General features: G+C 49.2%; 15 protein-coding genes. 7 read left to right on the top strand and 8 right to left on the bottom strand.

Annotated elements, in window-relative coordinates; genetic code table 11:
• Position 1 precedes the first annotated feature (1 nt).
• Together ICL07_RS15260 and ICL07_RS15255 are read right to left on the bottom strand one after the other, a co-directional pair.
• Positions 2-652, bottom strand: coding sequence for an ATP-binding cassette domain-containing protein (locus ICL07_RS15260; protein ID WP_188088753.1), 651 nt, complete (start codon positions 650-652; stop codon positions 2-4).
• A gap of 108 nt (positions 653-760) precedes the next feature.
• Positions 761-2,554: a DUF4836 family protein gene (locus tag ICL07_RS15255; protein WP_188088752.1), complete on the bottom strand. Its 1,794-nt coding sequence runs from the start codon at positions 2,552-2,554 to the stop codon at positions 761-763.
• Between the two features lie 228 nt (positions 2,555-2,782).
• Here ICL07_RS15255 and ICL07_RS15250 point away from each other — a divergent pair, with 228 nt between their 5' ends.
• Positions 2,783-3,061 carry a YciI family protein gene (locus tag ICL07_RS15250; protein WP_188088751.1) on the top strand — a complete coding sequence of 93 codons (279 nt, stop codon included), beginning with the start codon at positions 2,783-2,785 and terminating at the stop codon, positions 3,059-3,061.
• Between the two features lie 51 nt (positions 3,062-3,112).
• Here the strand turns inward: ICL07_RS15250 and ICL07_RS15245 are convergent, their stop codons facing one another.
• Together ICL07_RS15245 and msrB are read right to left on the bottom strand one after the other, a co-directional pair.
• Positions 3,113-4,129, bottom strand: coding sequence for an SRPBCC family protein (locus tag ICL07_RS15245; protein ID WP_188088750.1), 1,017 nt, complete (start codon positions 4,127-4,129; stop codon positions 3,113-3,115).
• Between the two features lie 84 nt (positions 4,130-4,213).
• Complete coding sequence (gene msrB / locus ICL07_RS15240; RefSeq protein WP_188088749.1) at positions 4,214-4,699, bottom strand: peptide-methionine (R)-S-oxide reductase MsrB; 486 nt, start codon at positions 4,697-4,699, stop codon at positions 4,214-4,216.
• Positions 4,700-5,020: 321 nt separating this feature from the next.
• Here msrB and mutL point away from each other — a divergent pair, with 321 nt between their 5' ends.
• Positions 5,021-6,928, top strand: a complete 1,908-nt coding sequence (gene mutL, locus ICL07_RS15235; protein WP_188088748.1) for a DNA mismatch repair endonuclease MutL — start codon at positions 5,021-5,023, stop codon at positions 6,926-6,928.
• 198 nt (positions 6,929-7,126) lie between these two features.
• Here mutL and ICL07_RS15230 read toward each other — a convergent pair whose 3' ends face one another.
• Positions 7,127-8,596: a gluconokinase gene (locus ICL07_RS15230; protein ID WP_188088747.1), complete on the bottom strand. Its 1,470-nt coding sequence runs from the start codon at positions 8,594-8,596 to the stop codon at positions 7,127-7,129.
• An 84-nt stretch (positions 8,597-8,680) separates the two neighbouring features.
• On the opposite strand from ICL07_RS15230, the gene ICL07_RS15225 reads away from it, so the two are divergent.
• The 3 genes from ICL07_RS15225 to ICL07_RS15215 all read left to right on the top strand — a co-directional run bounded on the left by ICL07_RS15225 (position 8,681) and on the right by ICL07_RS15215 (position 12,792).
• Positions 8,681-10,420 carry a GMC family oxidoreductase gene (locus ICL07_RS15225; RefSeq protein WP_188088746.1) on the top strand — a complete coding sequence of 580 codons (1,740 nt, stop codon included), beginning with the start codon at positions 8,681-8,683 and terminating at the stop codon, positions 10,418-10,420.
• Between the two features lie 91 nt (positions 10,421-10,511).
• Positions 10,512-11,198: a gluconate 2-dehydrogenase subunit 3 family protein gene (locus ICL07_RS15220; RefSeq protein ID WP_188088745.1), complete on the top strand. Its 687-nt coding sequence runs from the start codon at positions 10,512-10,514 to the stop codon at positions 11,196-11,198.
• Positions 11,199-11,340: 142 nt separating this feature from the next.
• Positions 11,341-12,792, top strand: a complete 1,452-nt coding sequence (locus ICL07_RS15215; RefSeq protein WP_188088744.1) for a Gfo/Idh/MocA family protein — start codon at positions 11,341-11,343, stop codon at positions 12,790-12,792.
• Positions 12,793-12,892: 100 nt separating this feature from the next.
• Here ICL07_RS15215 and ICL07_RS15210 read toward each other — a convergent pair whose 3' ends face one another.
• Together ICL07_RS15210 and ICL07_RS15205 are read right to left on the bottom strand one after the other, a co-directional pair.
• Positions 12,893-14,641 carry a RagB/SusD family nutrient uptake outer membrane protein gene (locus ICL07_RS15210; RefSeq protein WP_188088743.1) on the bottom strand — a complete coding sequence of 583 codons (1,749 nt, stop codon included), beginning with the start codon at positions 14,639-14,641 and terminating at the stop codon, positions 12,893-12,895.
• A 10-nt stretch (positions 14,642-14,651) separates the two neighbouring features.
• Entirely contained in the window at positions 14,652-17,717 is a 3,066-nt protein-coding gene (locus tag ICL07_RS15205; RefSeq protein ID WP_188088742.1) for a SusC/RagA family TonB-linked outer membrane protein, read from the bottom strand.
• Between the two features lie 316 nt (positions 17,718-18,033).
• On the opposite strand from ICL07_RS15205, the gene ICL07_RS15200 reads away from it, so the two are divergent.
• Positions 18,034-19,803 (top strand): carboxypeptidase-like regulatory domain-containing protein, encoded by a 1,770-nt coding sequence (locus ICL07_RS15200; RefSeq protein ID WP_188088741.1) that lies wholly within the window; start codon positions 18,034-18,036, stop codon positions 19,801-19,803.
• 106 nt (positions 19,804-19,909) lie between these two features.
• Entirely contained in the window at positions 19,910-20,554 is a 645-nt protein-coding gene (locus ICL07_RS15195) for a hypothetical protein (protein WP_188088740.1), read from the top strand.
• On the opposite strand, the gene ICL07_RS15190 is transcribed toward ICL07_RS15195, so the two are convergent.
• A complete protein-coding gene (locus ICL07_RS15190; protein WP_188088739.1) occupies positions 20,551-21,840 on the bottom strand; it encodes a D-alanyl-D-alanine carboxypeptidase/D-alanyl-D-alanine-endopeptidase in 1,290 nt (429 codons plus the stop codon). The two genes, ICL07_RS15195 and ICL07_RS15190, sit on opposite strands and share 4 nt — an antisense overlap.
• Positions 21,841-21,899: the final 59 nt, after the last annotated feature.

The following is a 21,899-nucleotide window of genomic DNA, read 5'->3' as shown; positions in this document are numbered from 1 at the left end:
ATTAAAGCTGGTAATGAACATCATAGGAAAAATGCTGGTCATTATCCAGGTCAGTTAAAATAAACCCGGCGTTGCGGGCTTTGCATTCTTCAGCGATAAGGGCTGCGGCGCGGCGGGTGTTTTCCTCATCCAGGTGGCTGAAAGGCTCATCCATCAGCAGCCATTGAAAAGGCTGCGACAGTGCCCGGATGATGGCGATGCGCTGGCGTTCGCCGTAGGACAATGTTTTGCTGCTTTGCTGCAGCACATGGGTTACATTGAGGCGGGCGGCCATATCCTGTATTTTGTCTTCGCTGCAATGGGGGTTGGGCAGCATCACCCTTTTGAGATGGATATTTTCCGCTGCAGTGAGTTGTTCAAACAACCGCAGGTCCTGGAAGATCACGCTGATGTGTTGTTGCCGCATGGTGGCCAGTTCGTTTTTGTTATAAGCAGGCCACGGCCGGTTATCCACCAGTACCGTACCCGTATAGTCGTACCGGATATGATAGAGGTAGTGTACCAGGGTTGTTTTCCCCGTACCGGAGGGGGCTTTTATTTTAACAAAGCTGCCGGGGCTGAAGGTTACATCCTGGTTCCAGATACCGGAAGTACGCTGTAACAGCTTATCCTTCAGGGGTATTGGCATCAGGTGTTGTATCTGAATTTGCATATGCCGAGCTGATTAACCGTTCCCAAGATAAATGAAAAGCCATAAAAAAAGGCCGGAGCAGGTAGTCTGCTCCGGCCTTTTTATGATTTGAAAGTAATAACGTCGGTATTAGTGTGCTGACGTAGCAGGCACTGCCGCTGAGTCTACCGAAGAAGAGAACAGGCTGTCTTCCATGCTTTTTTCTCTGGCTTTTTTAGCTTCCATTGCCTGAGCAGCATCTTTACCGAAGTTGATCAGCTGTACCAGGCTGTTTTCATCCTTGTTTTTGAAGTTGAGGATAATTTCAGACTGGGAAACGTCACCACTGGAATTTTTGGTTACCATGGTAGCGTCTTTCATCAGGTTTTTCAGTTTTGCCAGGATCCCTTTTTCTTCCTCGCTGTTCATTTTATCTTCCGGAATAACGCCCAGAGCTTTTTCCATGTCGATATAGCCGCCCATCATGCTGCCTTTCACTTTGCTTTCGATGCCTTCCGGCAGTTTGATGCTGCCTTTACCGGCCAGGTAGTCCTGCAGCAGGGTGCTGTCGGAACCTACCGTGATGAATTTTTCCGTGATGGAAACAGCAGGCATGCCAGCCGCCGCCATCGCGGGGTTAGCATATACGTAGCGATCGCCTTCTTTGGTGAACATTTCTTTCATCATAGGGGAAGTCATCACTTTATTGAATGCTTCCTTGTTGCCCACTTTCATGTTAAAGATCCATTTAGCAGTAGGCTCTTCAGAGAATTCGCCGGGGAAGTATTTGGATTCTTTTTTCTGGATAGCCAGATCGGAGGCTACGTAGGTGAACTGACCTTCAAAGGCGTTCAGCACGTCGTCCATAGACAGGCCGGATTTAGCCAGGAACATGTTTACAACGCCGTCCATACCGGTAGATTTAACGATTTCACCCACCATGTGGAAGTCGAAAGCGTAGGAAATGAAACCGGTAACATTCTGGGAAGGGTACTTCTTCAGCATATCCAGGTCGATTTCCTTTTTACCGTATTTATTATAGATGCGGGCAATTTCCTTACCCATGTAATAAGTACCGTTAGCAACGATCCTGCCTTTTTCGAAGTTGGATGTGGCGGTATAGTAGGTACCTTCCATCAGTTTTTTGAAGTTGGCCGGCACCATAGCAAACATGCTGCTGCCATAAAGTGCATTGGGGTTTACGAAGATGCTGACGTCAGCATTTTCTTTCAGCATTTTGGCAAATGGTTCCAGGGAGCCCGCTGTTTCGTCTTTTTTCAGGTGGAAAAGGCGGTCTACCGTCCTTACCATGTGCTGGGTAGCGGCTTCTTCGTCGGCAGTCACCAGGGCCACCGGTGTAGCCACAGCAGAATCAACCGCAGTAGCGGCCGAATCTACCTGTTCTTCCGGGTAAGCTTCGGTGCTGTTGGAAGAGGGGAATCCGCCGTTTCTGAGGTTGTTAGGATCGAAGTCGGATACAAAAATCACGGTGGATTTGTTCCAGGCCACGATGCCTTTGCTTTCCCCTTCCAGGATGTATTTGAAGTCTGATCCGGATTTCAGGGTGAAGTTTTTCTCATTTTTCTTCAGGAACGCTTCAAACTTATCCGCGTCTGTCAGGGAAGCGGTTGCTGTAACGTAGGAAGAGCTGTCAGAAACGAAAGACACGAAGAAATGGCCTTTCAGGTCGATGCCTGCATTCTGGGCATCTTTCCAGGATTTCATCATTTCACTGGAATCTTTGGTCTGCACAGCGGAGAAGAGCTTATCCATGGTGAGCCCATTGGTGGCCAGCTTCTGGGTAATTTCTTTGGCATTCAGGTCTAACACAACACCGGCTGATTTAGGGATGTGTTTACTCACTTCCGGAACCTTGGAGCAGGCCGACAGGACTACCGCTGCAGTAACAGCGGTTAACAAAACTTTGGAAATTGTTCTTTTCATAAAAGATATAAAAATTAATAATTGACTATGGTAGGGATACCGACCATTTTTCGGCACATTCCCACAATCGTGGTATTTCGGTGGTGCGAAAGTACGCATATTTTTGTAGCTTATATGTCCCTATTTTTAGGGGAGTACTATGCCACATACAATATTTTGGGATCAATATAGTTAATACCTTTGTTGCTTTACTATGAAACTAACAATTAAAACCATCGAAAAACCGTTATGTACCTGATTCTCCTGCAATACATCCGTCCGGTAGCGGCGGTAGAGCACTTTATGGAAGCGCATACAGCGTTCCTGCAAAAATACTATGACAACGGCAAGTTTATCCTGTCTGGCAGGCGGAAGCCCAAATCCGGCTCATTGATCCTGTGTCAGGCGTCGAGCCGTAAGGAAGTGGAGCAAATCATGAGCGAAGACCCGCTGGAAAGGCACCAGCTGGCCATGTACGAGATCATTGAATTTGAGCCAACCACCTACGCAGCTACAGCTTCCCGATAGTCTTCTTTTTTTGCCGGCTTTCCGTTTATCTCTTTCCGTTAGTGCTGATTATCACTGCATAAAGTAAATGACTTTCGTCAGCCATTTGCTACTATCCTTCTCTTTGCCCGGATCTGTCACATACATCTCCATGGTTGGCGGGATGACCTTTTTACCCTTTTTTTCAATAAACTGCTGGATGGCTACGTGTGCATTGGCGATTTTATCGTAGGGACCGTAATAATCCACATAAGCTGCTTTGGCGGCCGGGAGTTTAATTATTTCGAAACCCGGTCCCAGGGTACTGCCTTCCGGTACCGGTATGGCCGCTGCCATATCAGTCACCCGTTTTTTTTCATCCCAGGTATAAAACAGCCCGCAGGGCACGCCTGGCTGTAGCTTAGCCGTCGTAGCCGCTTTGTACACCCGTTCCAGGTTACCCTGGTAATACCGGGTGATCTCTTTAAAAGGGACTGTTTTACGTACGGCCGCATAGGTGGTAGCGGGGTAATCCATTTCCCGGACCATCACATTGATGCCGTTGGGGGTACCTGGTCCGTTCTTATCTGCTTCCGCCATGCTTTTCAGGTTACTGAGGCCTTTGGCGAAATCATCTTCCAGGGCGCCTTTCATAAAAAGGGCCATCACGTTCTGCGGGCGGTCGTAGTGGGCATTAAAACCCCATATCACTTTGGTTTTACCCGCAGCTTCAGAGAGCTGGAAAAAAACGTCAGACTCGGAGTGGAAGGGCGTAATAAAGGTTAGTTTCTGTTGGATGTACTTGTAAGGGTCCAGGGAGAGGTGTTGTAGTTTGCCTTCCCCGATTTTTTTGCCTTTCCAGGCGTCGATGGCGCCTACGGTGCCGTCATCCCCGGTGATGGTATATTCGGCTGTGGAGTCCATCAGCTTCCAGGTATTCCACTGGTTGAACTTTTCGAACCGGACAATATTATTCCATACGATAGATGCCGGTGCATTAATTTCCACCGAGCGTTCCACGTGTATTTGGGTAGGGGCAGCAAAAATGAGTATAATCAGTACAAGCAAGAGAATCGCAACTATCCAGGCAAGTGCTTTTAAGACTTTCATAACTCCGGGGAATTGATTACAATAAAAATACGGATTTTTTTACTGTGCATCCGCCAGAGCGTTGGCATTGATCAACGGGTTGGGTTACTCTTTTTCCTTTTCTTCTTTTGTTGAAAATTGCTTGTCGACTTCCGTGGCCTGTTCAAAATCGAGGATCACGGAGTTGATACAGTAGCGCAGGCCTGTAGGCGGCGGTCCATCATCAAAAACATGTCCCAGGTGTGATTTGCAACGGCCGCAAAGTACTTCTGTACGGTGCATGCCATGGCTGTTGTCGGGAGCATAGATGACGCTGGATTTGGATACCGGCTCAAAAAAACTGGGCCAGCCACAGCTACTCTCAAATTTGGCATCGGATACAAAAAGCGGTTGGCCGCAGGCTGCACAGTAGTAGGTTCCTTTCTCTTTACTGTTCCAGTACTTTCCGGTAAATGCCCACTCTGTTCCTTTTTCCCGGGCAATGTTATACACTTCCGGTGGTAAGATCTTTTTCCATTCGTCGTCCGGCAGGTTAACCTTACTTGTATCCGAATGGGAGTAAACGTCTCCCTTCTTTTTTCCTTCTTCCATTGAATTCTTTTTTTCGCCTTTAGCGATCGTCTTCAGTTGGTGACTAATATAAGATGCTCAAAATTATCAGATTCTGCAGGTTCAAGTATAGCGTTTTGTTCCGTTAACGTGTCATTAACACTATCATTGTATTTTCTCTGTTGGCCTGATGAATATTTTTTCTCTTAATAAATTACGTATGAAGTGGCTTGATGGATTGTTATTTCCTGCAAATCAGCCGGGTATTTAACAAATCCTGTGCTTAAATGTTTCAAACAGTCTGATAATCACCCGCGAGCAACTGCGTATAAATTATTAACTTTACGCCAAAAGGCTAGTTAAGTGGCGGACATCATCAATTTATTACCAGACAATATAGCGAACCAGATAGCTGCAGGCGAAGTGATACAAAGACCGGCATCAGCGGTAAAAGAATTACTGGAAAATGCAGTGGACGCAGGTGCGACCGAGATTCAGCTGATCATAAAAGACGCAGGCAAGGAATTGGTGCAGGTAATCGATAACGGTGGCGGTATGAGCGAAGCAGATGCCCGTATGTGTTTTGAACGCCATGCCACCTCCAAGATACAATCCATAGAAGACCTCTTCCAGATCCGGACCATGGGTTTCAGAGGGGAAGCGCTGGCTTCTATTGCCGCCGTTGCCCAGGTAGAACTCAAAACCCGGAAAAAAGGCGCCGAAGCCGGTACCTATGTTGAAATAGACAACAGCCTGGTGAAAAAGCAGGAACCCTGCCAGACCGCTGAAGGTACCAGCATCGCCATGAAAAACCTGTTCTTCAATGTGCCCGCCCGCCGTAACTTCCTGAAAAGCAACGCGGCCGAAATGCGGCACATCGTAGACGAATTCATTAGGGTGGCCATGGCCTACCCCCAACTGCAGTTTTCGCTCACCAGCAATAATCAGCAACTTTTTCACCTCGATAAAGGCTCCCTGAAACAGCGGATCATCGCCATTCTGGGGCAACATTATAATGCCCGCCTGGTAAATGTGAAGGAAAGTACCGACTATATGAACGTATATGGCTTCGTCGGTAAACCGGAAACAGCTAAAAAAACCAGAGGCGACCAGTTCTTCTTTGTCAACAACCGGTTTATCAAAAGCCCTTACCTGCACCATGCCGTCATGAACGCTTTTGCAGACATCATTCCGGCCGACAGCTACCCGCTGTACGTCCTGTTTATCGATGTCAACCCGGAACATGTGGACATCAACGTACATCCTACCAAACAGGAAATCAAGTTCGATGACGAGAAAGTAATGTACGCCTTCGTACAGGCCACCGTGAAACATGCACTGGCACAGTTTAACGTCACCGCAACGCTCGACTTTGACCTGGACCCGAACATTCAGGCCCTGGACGCTGTCAGCAAACCCTTCACTGCACAACAACAGGAGGAATACACCCATTCCCCCCTCTATAAATCGTTTACACAGGCCAACCAGGCTCATATGATTGACAAAAGCAGCAGCAGCAGCAATCTGAAACACTGGAAAGACCTGTATGAAAGCAGCCAAAACACACCCGAAGCCGACGGGTACACCATCAGCTCCTATACCGTGGAGCCAGCGGCTGAAACCCGTCCGGCGGTGACTTACGAAAGCCAGCCACACGCTACGGCTTCCGTCATCGACGAACGCTGGCAGGATACCGCTACCGACCAAAAAGTGCCGGTACAGGTACACCAGCAGTTTATCCTGTCACAGATCAAATCCGGTTTTATTCTGATAGACCAGCAGGCTGCCCACGAACGTATCCTGTTTGAACGCTACCAGCGCGCCCTCGAGGAAACCCCGATGGCCACCCAGCAAAGCCTCTTCCCCCAAACACTGCAGCTACCTCCGGCTGATGCAGTACTGGTAACCGAAATGCTGCCTGAACTCCAGGCACTGGGCTACGAACTGGAACCTTTCGGGAACCACACCTTCGTGGTAAGGGGTACCCCGGCCGATATGCAGTCCGGCAACGATCAGGCTACGATAGAAGGCCTCCTTGAACAATTCAAAAACTTCAGTGAGCTGAAAATCAACCGCCGCGAACAGCTGGTACGCTCCATGGCCCGCAATAACGCCATTCCGGCCGGCAAAATCCTGTCTGCCCGCGAAATGCAGAACATGATCGATGAACTCTTCGCCTGCAGCATGCCGAATGTAGCGCCCAGCGGGAAGTTCACCTTCATCTCCTTTAAACTCACCGACCTTGCCCGGATGTTTGAAAGAGGTAACTAAGATAATTTTCAATGAAAATACCTGGGCTGACCGTAGCGGTCGGCCCTTTTTTGTTTTTGAAATAAGGGCTTACGCTTCCGCCGCGTGACAGGCGGGTGGCCAATCCCATAAAAACCAGGAGCTCTGGGTACAAGAAACGGTCTTCCCTCTCCTCGCCGTGGTCACTATCGCATTCTTTAATAGGCGACCATGGCGCTTTTATTGCTCCCCCACCGTCTTCAGCGCATCATACAGCCGCAGGTAACGATTATATTGCTGCTGATAGTGCGCATATTTTCCTTTATCAGGATAAAAAACCGTCGTAACCGGCTTTTGCCCGTTCCCTACGGGCAGCCCTAACACATTGGCTGCCAGCATAATAGCCCCCAATGCAGAAGCATCATTCTGCTGGTTCAATATCATCTCTTCCCCGAAGATATCGGCCAGTAGCTGTATCCAGCCGGGAGTGGCCGTAAAGCCACCGCTGACAGATATACGCCGCACCGGACCCGTTGTTTCCGACAGCGCCCGGCGAATGCTTAGCAGCGTAAAACAAATCCCTTCCAGCATAGCCCGCATAAAATGCGCCGCGGTATGCACCGGCTGTATGCCAACAAAAGCAGCTGTGGCATGGCTGTTCCAGATAGGCGCCCGTTCTCCCAGCAGGTATGGCAGGCATAACAACCGGCCGGTATCTGTTTGCAGCGCTTCCTCCACCAGCGGCTGCAAGGCCGTTAGTGGCATCCGCAGGAAATCGCGCACCAGCCAGGGCAACAGGGTGCCGCCATTGTTGGTAGCCCCTCCGGTGATATACACCTCGTCTGTGAGCAGGTAGGTAAACAGGCGGCCATAGGCGTCTGTCTCCGGCCTGGAGCCGGCCATCCTTACCGCCCCGCTGGTGCCGATGGTGATCGTGGCGTGTCCTGCATCCAGCGCATGACTCCCCAGCTGGGCCAGGCAGCCATCACTTCCCCCGATGATAAAAGGTGTAGCAGCCGGAATACCCAGTTCCGCCGCTACGGCGGGGAGTAATTCCGGCAGCCGGCAGGTAACCGGTACCGGTTCCGGTAGCTGCGCAGCGGTAATACCGGCATATTCCAGCGCTTCGGGATGCCACTGCAGCGCAGCAATATCAAACAATCCCGTGGCAGAAGCTATCGAGTGGTCGCTTATATATCTCCCAAAAAAATGATATATGATATACTCCTTCATACCCGGGAAGATAGCCGCACGGGCAAAAAGCGCCGGTTGCTCTTCCCGTATCCAGCGCAGTTTACACAGGGGCGACATGGCATGTACAGGCGTACCCGTTTGACGGTACAACCGTTTCCCCGCTTCGGTATCCCGCAGCGCAAGGGCCTGCGGTTCGCTGCGGTTATCGGCCCAGAGCAACAGCGGCGTAAGTGCGTTCCCTTCGCTGTCAATGGCCATGATACTGTGCATGGCGCTGCTAAACGAGATGGCTGCCGGCGGGTATCCTGCCGCCGCCGCCACTTCCCGGATACCTTTTTTGACCGCATCCAGCAACAGCAGCGGATCTTGCTCAGCATATCCCGGCTGTGGGTAATGGGTGGTATAAGCCTGTTGAAACACCCCTATTACCTCCTCATTTTGAAGCCCAAGCCCAATCGTTTTAGCACTACTGGTACCAATATCTACGCCGATGATGTAAGGAGACTGTTCACTCATAAAAAAAACCGTGCTTTTTACACATTTAATTTATAGATTTAAAACCGGTGTTCTTTAAATAAAGTCTAAAAAATTTCCACGCAAATGGCTTTTGAAATTAAAAAACAGGCTAAGCTTTATGATGTTTGTATTGTTGGCTCAGGCGCCGGTGGCGGTATGACAGCCAAAATATTGTCGGAAGCCGGTCTCAAAGTAGCGCTCCTGGAAGCGGGGCCCAAATACGATCCGGCAGACCCGGAGCAGGCGACTCAACTGAAATGGCCCTACGAATCTCCCAGAAGAGGCGCCAGCACTACCCGCCCTTTCGGTGACTTCGACGCCGCCTATGGCGGATGGGAGATCGACGGCGAACCATATACGAGAAAAAACGGAACTGAATTTGACTGGTTCCGCTCCCGCATGCTGGGAGGACGTACCAACCACTGGGGCCGTATTTCCCTCCGTTTTGGCGAACGCGATTTCAAACATAAAACTTATGATGGCCTCGGTGACGACTGGCCTATCAGCTACCAGGACGTAGCCCCTTATTACGACAAGGTAGATAAATTGATTGGCGTATTCGGTTCCAAAGAGAACCTGCCCAACGAACCCGATGGCTTCTTCCTCCCTCCTCCCAAACCCAGGATGCACGAGCTGATGGTGAAACGTGCCGGAGAAAAAATGGGCTTGCCCGTTATCCCCGCCCGTTTGTCTATTCTGACCCGCTCGGTCAACAAAGACCGCAGCCCCTGTTTCTATTGCAGCCAGTGTAGCCGCGGCTGTACGGTATATGGCGATTTCTCGTCTTCTTCCGTACTGGTGAAACCCGCTATGAAAAGTGGTCACGTAGACCTCTACACCAACGCCATGGTACGGGAAGTGCTCACCGACGACAGCGGCAAAGCTACCGGTGTAGCCTATATCGACAAGGCAGACATGCAGGAATATTCTGTCAACGCCCGTGTGGTAGTACTGGCAGCCAGCGCCTGCGAATCAGCCCGGTTACTGCTCAATTCCAAATCCGCCAAACATCCGAACGGCCTGGCCAACTCCAGCGGCGTAGTAGGCAAATACCTCCACGACTCTACCGGCGCATCCCGCAGTGGCTTTATTCCCGCCCTGATGGACCGCAAACGTTATAACGAAGACGGCGTAGGCGGCATGCACCTGTACATTCCGTGGTGGGGTGACAATAAAAAACTGGATTTCGCCCGCGGTTACCATATTGAAATGGGCGGCGGCATGCATATGCCTTCCTACGGCTACGGTTTCGGTATGGAAAAAATGAATGGCAAATATCCCGGCCGTGACGGCAAACCCAAAGCAGCCGGCGGTTACGGCGCTTCCCTGAAAGACGACTACCGCCGTTACTTCGGCGCACATATCGGCTTTGCCGGCAGAGGTGAATGTATTGCACGGGAAGATAACTACTGCGAAATAGATCCTAACGTGGTGGACAAATGGGGTATTCCCGTACTACGTTTCCACTACACCTGGAGCGATCATGAAGTGAAACAGGCCAAACACATGCAGGATACGTTTGAACAGCTGATCCATGAGCTGGGTGGCGTTGCTTCCGGCACCAAACCCGGAGAAGACACCAAATATGGCCTGGAAAACCCTGGCCGTATTATCCACGAAGTGGGCACCACGCGCATGGGTGATAACCCTGCTACTTCCGTACTGAATAAGTTCAACCAGGCACACGAAGTAAAAAACCTGTTCGTGGTAGATGGCGGCGCATTTGTATCGCAGGCAGATAAAAATCCGACCTGGACCATTCTGGCCCTTGCATGGCGCGCTTCTGACTATATCGTAGATCAGCTGAAGAAACAAAACATTTAATCATTTTGACATTTAGTTATTTGGTTATTGAATGATCGAAGCGAAGAATGAACCGGAGGAATAACCAAATGAAAAAATAAAAAAATAAAAAATGGATAGAAGAGAATCCCTTAAAGCCCTTGCGCTGGGAACTTTATCTGTAGGCACTATCATCGCCGCCACTGGTTGTGAAGACAAAAAGACTGACGGAGAGAAAAAGGCAGGTAATGCAGCCGGCTACGGTCGTACGCCGGACGAAGCCCTGCGCGATAAAGGCCTGATGGAAGAAAAGTTCTTCACACCGGAAGAAATGAAAACCATCACTATTCTGGCTGACATCATTATTCCGGCCGATGAACATTCCGGCAGCGCTTCCGATGCGAAAGTGCCGGAGTTCATTGAGTTCATCGTAAAAGATATTCCTGAGCACAAGTTGCCCATGCGTGGCGGCCTGCGCTGGCTGGACGTACAATGTGCCAAACGCTACAACAAATCCTTTGCGGAGTGTACACCGGAGCAACGTATTGCCATTGTTGATCTGATCGCTTATCCTGAAAAGGCGGCGCCGGAAAACAGTCAGGGTGTAGCCTTCTTCAACCGCATGCGTAACCTGACCGCCACTGGTTTCTTCACCAGCAAAATTGGTATCAAGGACCTGGGTTACGTAGGTAATACGCCTAATGAGTGGGATGGCGTACCGGCAGATGTATTGAAACAATATGGTTATGCGTACGACGAAAAAACCCTGGCCACCTGCCTCAAAATTGAAGACAGAGGTAAGATCATGACCTGGGATTAAATAAACGTTATAAATGATGGATCCGGAGCGTCAATTGATAAACGGACATAGAAAAACAGGATTAGGCTTTTATCTTCGCCTTAACAATCCGCGGTTCATCATTATCAGCGATTTAATAAGTACCTAAAAACGAATATCACTCATGGTTCCAGAAAAAAAGAGCGGGGACAACCAGGTATCCCGCAGATCATTCCTGAGAAACGGCGCACTCGCCGCGGCAGGGTTCATGATCGTTCCACGTCATGTATTGGGTAGAGGTTATACAGCGCCAAGCGACCGTCTGCGCGTAGCAGGTGTTGGTGTTGGCGGTAAAGGGTTCAGCGATCTTACCGGATTTGCAGAAGGCCCCGCCGATATTGCTTTCCTTTGCGACGTAGACACCCGTCGTGCAGCCGATGCCGTTAAACGATTCCCGAAAGCCAAGTTTTATACCGACTTCCGGGAGATGTTTGAAAAAGAGCATAAAAATTTCGACGCTGTTTCTGTGTCCACTCCGGACCACCAGCACGCAGTAGCCGCTATGGGCGCTATGCAGCTGAACAAACACGTATATGTGCAGAAACCGCTGACACACGATATCTATGAAGCGCGTATGCTCACCCAGGGCGCCAAAAGACACAAGGTGGTTAGCCAGATGGGGAACCAGGGCGCTTCCGGTGACGGTGTACGTCAGCTGATGGAATGGTATAATGCCGGCATTATCGGTGATGTACATACGGTATACTGCTGGACAGACCGTCCTGTATGGCCACAGGGTATTCCCTGGCCTACCGGTAAAACAGAAGTTCCCAAAGAACTGAACTGGGACCTGTGGCTGGGTACTGCGCCTAAAAAAGATTATGTAGACAACCTCGTACCTTTCAACTGGCGCGGCTGGTGGGATTACGGCACCGGCGCTATCGGCGATATGGGCTGTCATATTATTGAACCGCCTTTCCGTGTGCTTGGTCTGGGCTACCCTACTTCCGTAGAATGTAGCGTAGGCAGCGTGTACGTAGGTGAATTCACCCGTGGCTACTTCCCCGAAAGCTGTCCTCCTTCTTCCCATGTGATCATGAAATTCCCCGGCAAAAACGGCAAGGAAGTAACCCTGCACTGGATGGACGGCGGTATTCAACCGGAACGTCCGGAAGAACTGGGCCCCAACGAAGTAATGGGTGATGGTGGCAACGGCGCCATCTTCATCGGTACTAAAGGTAAAATGATGTGCGGTACTTATGGCAAGGACCCTAAACTCCTGCCCACTTCCCGCATGGAAAAAGTAAAAGTGCCGCAAACCATTGCCCGTGTACCGGAAGGACACTACGTACAATGGGTAAACGCCGCTATTGCTGGTTACGACAGCAAGCTGAACAAAACAATCAGCTCTCCGTTCGATATTGCCGGACCATTGACCGAAACCATTCTGATGGCTAACCTGGCTATCCGTAGTTTCGACATCCGCAAGCCAAAAGCATCCGGTAAAGGCTACGACTATCCCGGCCGCTACATCAAACTGCTCTGGGATGGCGCCAACATGAAGATTACCAACTTCGACGAAGCCAACCAATTTGTGAAACGCACCTATCGTGACGGCTGGTCACTCGGCGTTTAGTTTTGACATTTGGTTATTTTACAATTTTGATATTAAAAAAGCAGCGAAGACTATTGATCTTCGCTGCTTTTTTTAATGACTAAATATCAAAATAACTAAATTACTTATACGGCACCTGTTGTTCCAGGTTACCATTTTTCCTGATTTCTGCAGCAGGAATAGGTACCAGGTAATCCTTCACCTTGAAAGTACGGGACTGTATATCCACCGGCCGGTATATAAACGGATGGTTGGCGATTTGTGAGCCCAGCACCTCGATACCCTGCGCGCTGCCGTTAAAATAGGTCATCGCATCCACTACCCAGCGGCGGGCATCGAAGAAACGATGTTCTTCAAAAGCCAGTTCATACCTTCTTTCATATTTCAGCACCGCCTTGAGCGCATCGCCGGTAGCACTGGTAGCCGGCATGCCGGCGCGGGTACGTACTTTGTTAAGTATCGGCAGGGCATCGGCCTCTTCTCCTAACCAGATGCTGGCTTCTGCATAGTTCAGCAATATTTCCGCATAACGGAAGAATATCCAGTTCTGGCTACCACGGAAGAATTGTGCATCCAGGTTTTTATCCATGAATTTACGCAGGTAATAACCGGAGAAGGTACCATTCCAGTTTTCGATCGTACTGTTACGGGTATCCAATCCCCAAACACTGTCTTTGCCCCCATTTTTAGGTTCATATTTGCCGGTTTGTATCACCCCAATAGGATCTACTTCCGCCCCATCTTTAGGACGGGGTTTCCATTTGGCGCCATCATACAGAATAGTAGCATAGAACCTCGGATCGCGGCCCACATAAGGTGCAGCCGCCTGCGCAGTATTCGTCCAGGAGAAGGCAGTACCATCTTTCATCTGGTAACCGGTAACGAAGTTTTCCAGTGGCACATTACCTCCCCAATTGTGATAACCATTCGGCCCGTTATACAAATCATGGGAAGTGCCCAATAAAGCCTTGTCGTATTGTTTTACGAAAATCAACTCCTTATGGTCCTTGTCCAGGAAAACGCGGCTATAGTTGTCTGCCGCAGAATCTGAAGGTTGATACAGTTCATAAATGCCCATATCCATCACTGCTTTGGCCGCATTTTTGGCTGCCCGCAAGCGGTCTGTCTGGTTGCCGGTGGTATACCCCATCAACGCGCTTTTTACGTTGATATTGAAGTAATCGCTGGCAGCATACAGTAATATTCTGGATTTCAGTGCCAGGGCGCCTCCTTTGGTGACCCTGTTTTTGTTTGCCGGGTCTTCATTTATTACTGGCAGCAGCTTAGCGGCACTGTCGCACTCGTCAGTGATAAATTTCACACAGGCTTCGTAGGTATCACGTTTCACATTGAGGATCGCTTGTTCATCTCCCTTTATATTGAAGGTTTTGGTAATCAGCGGTACGCCACCATAATATTTCACCAGCATGTGATAGTACCAGGCCCGCATGAAATGTACTTCACCCTTCATCCTGTTGCGCAAGGCATCATCCATGGGTACCTGATCAATTTTCTCGAAGAACATATTACAATTGCGGATCTCCTTGTAATGACCATCCCAGCGGCTGAAATCATTCAGTGCACCGATATCATCCGGAGACACATTGCCCTGTACTACCCGGGAAGTGTTATAATCATGAATGAACCGGCTTTCGTCTGTCATAGAGGCTAGCATTACTTCTCCGTAACCGGAGCGCATCTGCACATACAGATCGTTTACAAAAGCCTGTACCAGGCCCTTGTCCTGCCATACTTCTGACTCCAGATATTCTGTCAGGGGCTTCTTTTCCAGAAAGTCCTTCTTACACGCGGTAGCAGCAAACACCAGGACAGCCGCTGCCAGATATTGTATGATGTTTAGTTTTCTCATGGCTCGTTGTTTAGAAAGTGACATTTAATCCCACATTGTAAATCTTCGTCTGCGGATAAAACTGCCCGCTACCCATTGGTGCTTCAGGATCAAATATTTTTACATTGTCTATGGTCACCAGGTTCTGACCGCTCACGTATACACGCAGTTTCTGCAGGCCGATGCTTCTGATAGCTGAACCGGGGATGGTGTAACCGAGTTCTACTGTTTTAAGACGGGCATAGTCCGTCTTCCAGAACCAGAAAGTATTCTGACGGCTTACCCAATATTCGCGGTCACGGTCATTTACCCTTGGCCAGGAAGCGTTAACGTTGTCTACTGTCCAGCGGTCTTTGATGTAGGCTTCCGGGAAGTTGCCGATAAGACCGGACTCTGTGTGCAGATACTGGCTGGCGCCGCTGGCACCCTGCCACAACATGGTGAAATCGAAGTTTTTGTACTTAGCGCTCAGGGTAAGACCGAATATCCAGGTAGGATTTTCTGTACGGTTTACGCGGATGCGGTCCAGGTCATCAATAATGCCATCGCCGTTCATATCCGCGAAGATGACATCTCCCGCCCGGGCGCCGCTGATATGTGCGGATTTATCTACTTCCTCCTGTGTTTTGTAGATACCAATTGCCTTGTAATACAAGGGCGCATCAATCATTTTACCGGTTGATTTCTGCCATTCCGGAACGTTCGGCACTTCATCCCAGAACAGGATTTTGTTTTGGGCGTGTGTAACGGTACCGACTACTTCGTAATGAAATTTGTTGATATCATTTTTGTGTTTTACCACTACTTCAAATCCCTTGTTTTCTACTTTACCGATATTTTCCTGGGGCAGGGTCATACCGGTATAACCGGGCATGGACAGACTGCGGCTGACGAGGATGTTGGCGCGGCGGGTATAGAAATAGTCTGCTTCCAAAGACAACTTTTCTCCCAGCAGGGAAGCCTCGATACCTATGTCGTAATTATTGGCCATTTCCCATGTAATGGCTTCGTTGGGAGAGCGCAATTGATAGATGCCTTTGTTCAGATCGTCACCAAACATCACGCCGCCACTGCTGAAACCATAGGTGCTCAGGTACTGGAAAGACGGAATTTGATCGTTCCCCATCTGGCCCCAGGATGCACGGATTTTGAAATAATCGATAGCGCGGACTCCCTGTTTCCAGAAACCTTCATTAGACATTACCCAACCCACTGATGCTCCGGGAAAAAAACCGAAGCGGCTGTTGCGCGGGAAGTTCTGTGTTCCATCATATCGGGCGTTGAAGTCGAACAGATAGGTTTCCTTGTAATTATAGGAAACACGACCGAAATAGTTGCGGCGGGCAAAGGAGAAACCGCTGCCGCCATTGCTTTTTTCCTTGTCGCCTCCTGCGGACAGTTCATCCAGTTTATCGCTGATAAAATACCGGCGATTAGCCAACATGGTATCACCATCGAAAGTTGCCTGTTCAAAAGCCACGAAAGTACTCAGGTTGTGTTTACCGAAGGAGCGTACGTAGTTCAGTTTCACGTTCACCGTGGTCAATCGGTTACTATTGAAGCTCTCATTCATTTCTGGTGCGCTCACACCTCTGGAAGCCGGGTTCAGCTTATGGTCCGGGCTGTTAGGGTCGAGCGTATAAAGTGTCCAGGGTTTTACCCATGTTTTCAGGAAGGCGAAGTTTTGGTCATAGGCGAAATTTCCATCGACAGACAAACCTTGTACCCAGGGGATGTTGACAGTGGCGCCGAGGGTACCATTCACGACATAGTTTTTATCGCTCGTGTAGCCGATCGCGTCCGTGCTGGTTACCACCGGGTTATCGCCGTATTCGATGTCCGGACCGGGGAGACCGTTGGGCCATATAGCGTTTTCCGTAGGTCTGCCGCGCATCAGGGAGCGGAAAATGGAGCCGGCGGAACGGGGCGGGTAGTGTCTGTTTTCCAGTCTGCCTGCCAGGTCAAAACGCAGGTGCACATATTCGTTCACGTTAGCGTCCAGGTTGGCCCGGATATTCTGTTGTTTGTAATAGGTAGCGCTGGATTTATAAATACCATCCTGGAAAAGGCTTCCGAGCGACACATAGTAGGTCATTTTCTCGGAGCCACCGCTAAGGGACAGGTCGTGTCTGTTTTGCAGCGAGGTGTTTTTAATCGTAGCGTCGTACCAGTTAGTATTAGGATACAGCCAGGGATCGGAGCCATCGCCGAATTTTTTAATCTGATCGTCCGTAAAACGGGGCTTATCGCCGCCATACTGGAGGATTTCATTCACCAGTTTAGCATAGGTAGGCGCATCGGCCATCTTAGGCAAACGGGTAGGCGAAACAAATGATTGGTTGAAGCCGTAATTGACAGTGGGCTTCCCGATTTTACCACGTTTGGTAGTAACGAGGATAACACCGTTGGCCGCACGGGAACCGTAGATCGCTGCCGCCGCATCTTTCAATACAGATACGCTTTCGATATCGCCGGGAGCCAGCCTGGCAAAGCCTTCACGGGGAATACCGTCAATCACATATAAAGGGGTACTCACGCCGAGCGTGCTACGGCCCCGGATATAAATGCGGGAGTTGTCATTCCCCGGCTCACCGCTGTTATTCACCGCAATAATACCCGGAATACGTCCTACCAGTGAGTTGGAGATGTTGACATTAGGGGATTGCTGTATCTCCGCACCTTTTACAGTGGCCACAGCGCCGGTTTTGGTCACTTTTTTCTGGGTACCATATCCCACCACCACGTATTCATCCAGTGTTTTCTGGTTTTCTTTCAGTACTACGTTAACGGATGTACGGCCTTCCACTTTTACTTCCTGTGGATCATATCCTACAAACTGGAAAACGAGTACAGCATCTTTTTTAACGTCTTTGAGTGTGAAACTTCCTTTGACATCTGTAACAGCGCCCCGCTGACTATCTTTCAGCAGTACCGTCACCCCGGGCAGGGGATTTCCATTGATGTCTTTTACTTTACCTTCTACCGTTGGATTAGTCTGCTGCCATACCGCAGGAGCGAGTGCCCTCGCAGCGAACAGCCCGGAGGAAGGGGCAGAAAGGCATAGCAATAGCATTGCCTTCGCATAACGTGGATTCATAAATGAGATTTTTGGGTGATAAAAAATGCTACGTTTTAGTGTTTTTCAATCGTTTATTTCAATAAAAAGATTTAGATGGTGACGACTTAGTGTTTTTCAATAACGTATTTTAATAACAAGATTTAGATAGTGACAACAAGACTTAGATTTTATAATAAGGGTATTCAATACACCAGGTAAGATATTCAGAAATATCTTGATAATTTTCTAAAAATAAGGGTGGTTTAAACATTTTTTTTTAAAACAGCGAGCTCTAAAGCGAGTATCTTTGCATTTATAAAATCTGACCTCTATTCAGGTGAATTAATTATCCCCTATGACACGAAATATACTCTGGCTACTAACCTGCTGTATACTGTTGCTCACAGCCTGCGACAAACGAATGGTAACAGCAGACACCCAACCTGAAACCACCACACCCACCACCAACGGAAAGCCCCCTATCTCCGATAAAAAGGTGCAGGCAGGCGTACAAGGGCGCATTACAGACGAAAAAAATAATCCCCTGGCAGGAGCCCGGGTGTTATGCGGAGATCAAAACACGATCACTGACGAATATGGCGTCTTCCGTTTTACAACACTTAATATTACTGAAGCCGCCGCCGTGGTTACAGTACAGAAGCCCGGCTACTTTAATGGTATCCGTACTTTCCAGGTTACCGGCGCAGGCAAGGAGCAGTTTGTTCAAATTCAACTGCTGCCTAAAACAGTAGCCGGTACCTTCGATGCCGCCACAGGCGGTATGGTAGCAGGCCCCAACGCACAGTTCATCTTTGTCCCCAACCAGGTATTGGATGCCTCCAATCAGCCCTATAAAGGCAAAGCAACGCTGACCTATGCTTTCATCAACCCGGAAAGAAATGATTTCGCCGATATTATGCCTGGCGACCTCCGGGCAGTGAACGATAAAAATGAACTGGTAGGCTTACAGTCCTTCGGTATGATGGCCCTGGAACTGCAGGCCGAAAACGGAGAGAAACTGCACCTCGATGGCCGTAACAGTGTTACCTTCCGGATGGAGATCCCGGCAACGCTCCGAAAAACAGCACCGGCCGTTATTCCCTTATGGCACTTTGAAGAAAGCACCGGCCTGTGGAGACAGGAAGGCAGCGCCGAAAAAATGGGCGACAGCTATGTAGGTACCGTGAAACACTTCTCCTTCTGGAATTGTGATGCGCAGTTTCCTATCGTTAATTTAAATGCTACTTTCAAGGACGACCAGGGCAATCCGCTACCCAATACCATCATACAGATGACCCGGAGTAATGGTAGTGAATCCTACGGCTATACCGATGCTAATGGTGAAGTACGTGGCATGGTTCCCGCAAACGAGCAGGTAACTATCTCCATTAAAGATAAATGCGGGAAAATCATGTTCTCCCGAAAAGCCGGCCCCTGGACTACAGATGCCAATGCCGGCGTGTTTAATGTCACCATTGATCCACAGGCAAGAATAGCCATCAGCGGTACGGTAACCACCTGCGACGGCGCTGCTGTTACGAAAGGATTGGTAAACGTTCAGGTGGATGGCATCACCTATAAAGCACCTATTCAAAACGGTGCCTATTCCTCCTCCGTGCTTCGTTGTGCCACCGGTACAGCAACGGTTACCCTGAACCCGGTAGATGAGACTGCCAATAAGATGTCTACTGTCACTTATCAACTGGCGCCGGGCACCTACACCCGCGATCTTCAGGCATGTGATGTGATACAGGCCAGCACCGTCTCCTTTTTGCTGGAAGGCCAAACCAGCAGCTTTACTTCCCCTGCGGATTCCATTCAGTTCATCAGCCATCGTTCGGATACCAGCAACTACGTATCCTATACCATCTATGCCACACCAAAATCCGGTCAGGGCAACCAGATCACGATGCGACTTTCGGATATAAAAGTAGGAACCACCACAAACTACATCTCCGTTAGCATGAACGGAGCCTACTACTCCGGACAAGCTGTAAGCGTTACCATCACTCATACAGGCGTGGCAGGCGAGTATCTCGATGCTACTTTCTCCGGCAACGTTCAAAAAAGCCAGAACGGCACTACGGTTCCTATCAGTGGCTCATTTAAAGTAAGAATAGAATAACATAAATTTATGATGCATGTAAAAAGGCCGATAGTCTGAAAAACTATCGGCCTTTTTGCATAAATTCATAGTACTGAACGTTATGTAGTAACCAGATCTATTGTTTATGAAGCACCTCCACGCATTTTTTTTGTTTCTGGCAGGCTGCGCATTGCTGATGGCCTGTAGTAAAGAAATGAGCCATGATGGAACAGGATTCCCCACCTGCGATTATGCTCCCTATACTACCGGTTCTTCTTTTTCCTATATTGATGTTAATCTCACCCGGGACACCATCGCGTATACCCTCACCGTTTCAGGCGACACTACGATCAACGGCAGTACCTACAAAATAGTGAAAGATGACAGCGTTTTCTTCTGCTCCAACTGTAAAGATGGCAACTACACACAAATAGCCAGTATCCTTACTTTCCAGGGATATAAGGCAGACAGCCTGCAGCTGACTTATCTCAGGGAAAACGTGCCGCAGGGCGGTTCCTGGTCAGATACCGTTACTGTCAGCAACGGCACGCTTACTACCAAAGCAGTGCTGCAACATACCATCACCCAAAAAAGTATTACCAAAACCGTTAACGGCAAAGATTACCTGGATGTGATTGCCGTAAAGCTGGATGCCTCCGCTATCGTACTTGATAACCCGGTGCCGATCGGTACTATCTCCACCAGCTACTATGCTAAAGGAATAGGCCTTATCGAAGCAGACCAGGCAGACGATACCATCAAACTGGTGTCTTATATGCTCAAACCCTAATACTCTTTCCAGATCATCGTTAACAACCGCTCTACTGCCCTTCGTACATTCGTGGCCGTATCCTGATGGTTATTTACCAGTACACTGAATATCAGCGTTTTGTTCTTTTTGGTCACCAGGTACCCGCTCAGCGCCACTACCCCGTTCAACGTACCGGTTTTAGCGTGTACAAACTGCTGCTGGTAATAATTGCGCAGCGTACCTTTCCCACCGGTAGGAAGAATATCCCATAATCTTTGTTGCGGATATTGCTGATACATCTTATCCAGGATACTGACAAAATCGCGCGGTGTAATCAGGTTATAACGGGAAAGCCCGGAACCATCGACCCATTGCGGCGGATGCGGCAAGTCCTTCAAATCACCGTCCAGCAGCCAGGTAATCATCTTTTGGGAACTGATGGTATCCCAGAGACTGGCCGATGCCATCATCAGCGTTTGTTCTGCAAAAAAGTTATCACTCCGGTGCATCATCGGTGTAAACAACGAATCAGCCGGAATACTTTTTAATAACCGGAACGATGCCGGTTGTGGTGTAACAGAAACGCCTATACGTTTGTGTAACGTGTCCTGCAGCCGCTCGCGGAGCTGCTGTTCAGCACCTGTGATAAAAGGTACTTCTGTGGAAGAAATTTCTTTGTAGGCAGGGTTATACTTCAGGAAAAAAAGATTGTTCCGCTCATCGCGGTCAGTGCTGGTACTGCCGATGGTACGGTCTTCCGCGACTTCCAGGTCATAAAGCGCAGGCACCATCTTACTGGTATCGCCATGATGATAAATGCGGACTACGTTCCCATACATCGGCCACTCGGTCAGTTCCGGCTGGTAGTCATCGGCATAATCAGCCCAGGACCATCCCGGACCGTAACGTTTGTTAAGGTTCACTGCCGGCACGAGGTATATCTCTTTAGTGGTTTGCTGCAACAACTGCAACAACGGTTGAAAGGTATAGTCCGGGTGCAGGAAAGAAGGATCAGCCATACCTTTTACAAAAACGGCCGTATCGTTTTCATAATACCGCGCAGCCGGCAGGGAATCGCCCAGCAGCTTCAGGCCTGCATACAGGGCAAATATTTTGGTATTGGAAGCAGGCGTGAAAAATTTATCATCCTGGTATTGGTACCAGTATTTTTTGGTGGCTGGCTCGTAAATGGATATTCCCACGTGGGCTTGTTCCAGCGGCTTCTGGTGCAACAGCGAATGGCCCGCCCATTTACTGATGGCGGCCGTTTGGGCAGACACCTGTAAAGACAAGCCGATGGCGGAAAGCAGAAGTATCAATCTCATAACAGTAAGTTATAACTAAAAATGGGAAGATGTTGTCAGCATCTTCCCATTGTTTCTGA

The sequence above is a fragment of the Chitinophaga qingshengii genome (genome assembly GCF_014529935.1).
Classification (GTDB): Bacteria; Bacteroidota; Bacteroidia; order Chitinophagales; family Chitinophagaceae; genus Chitinophaga; species Chitinophaga qingshengii.
This window is presented reverse-complemented; position numbering and strand designations above follow the sequence as displayed.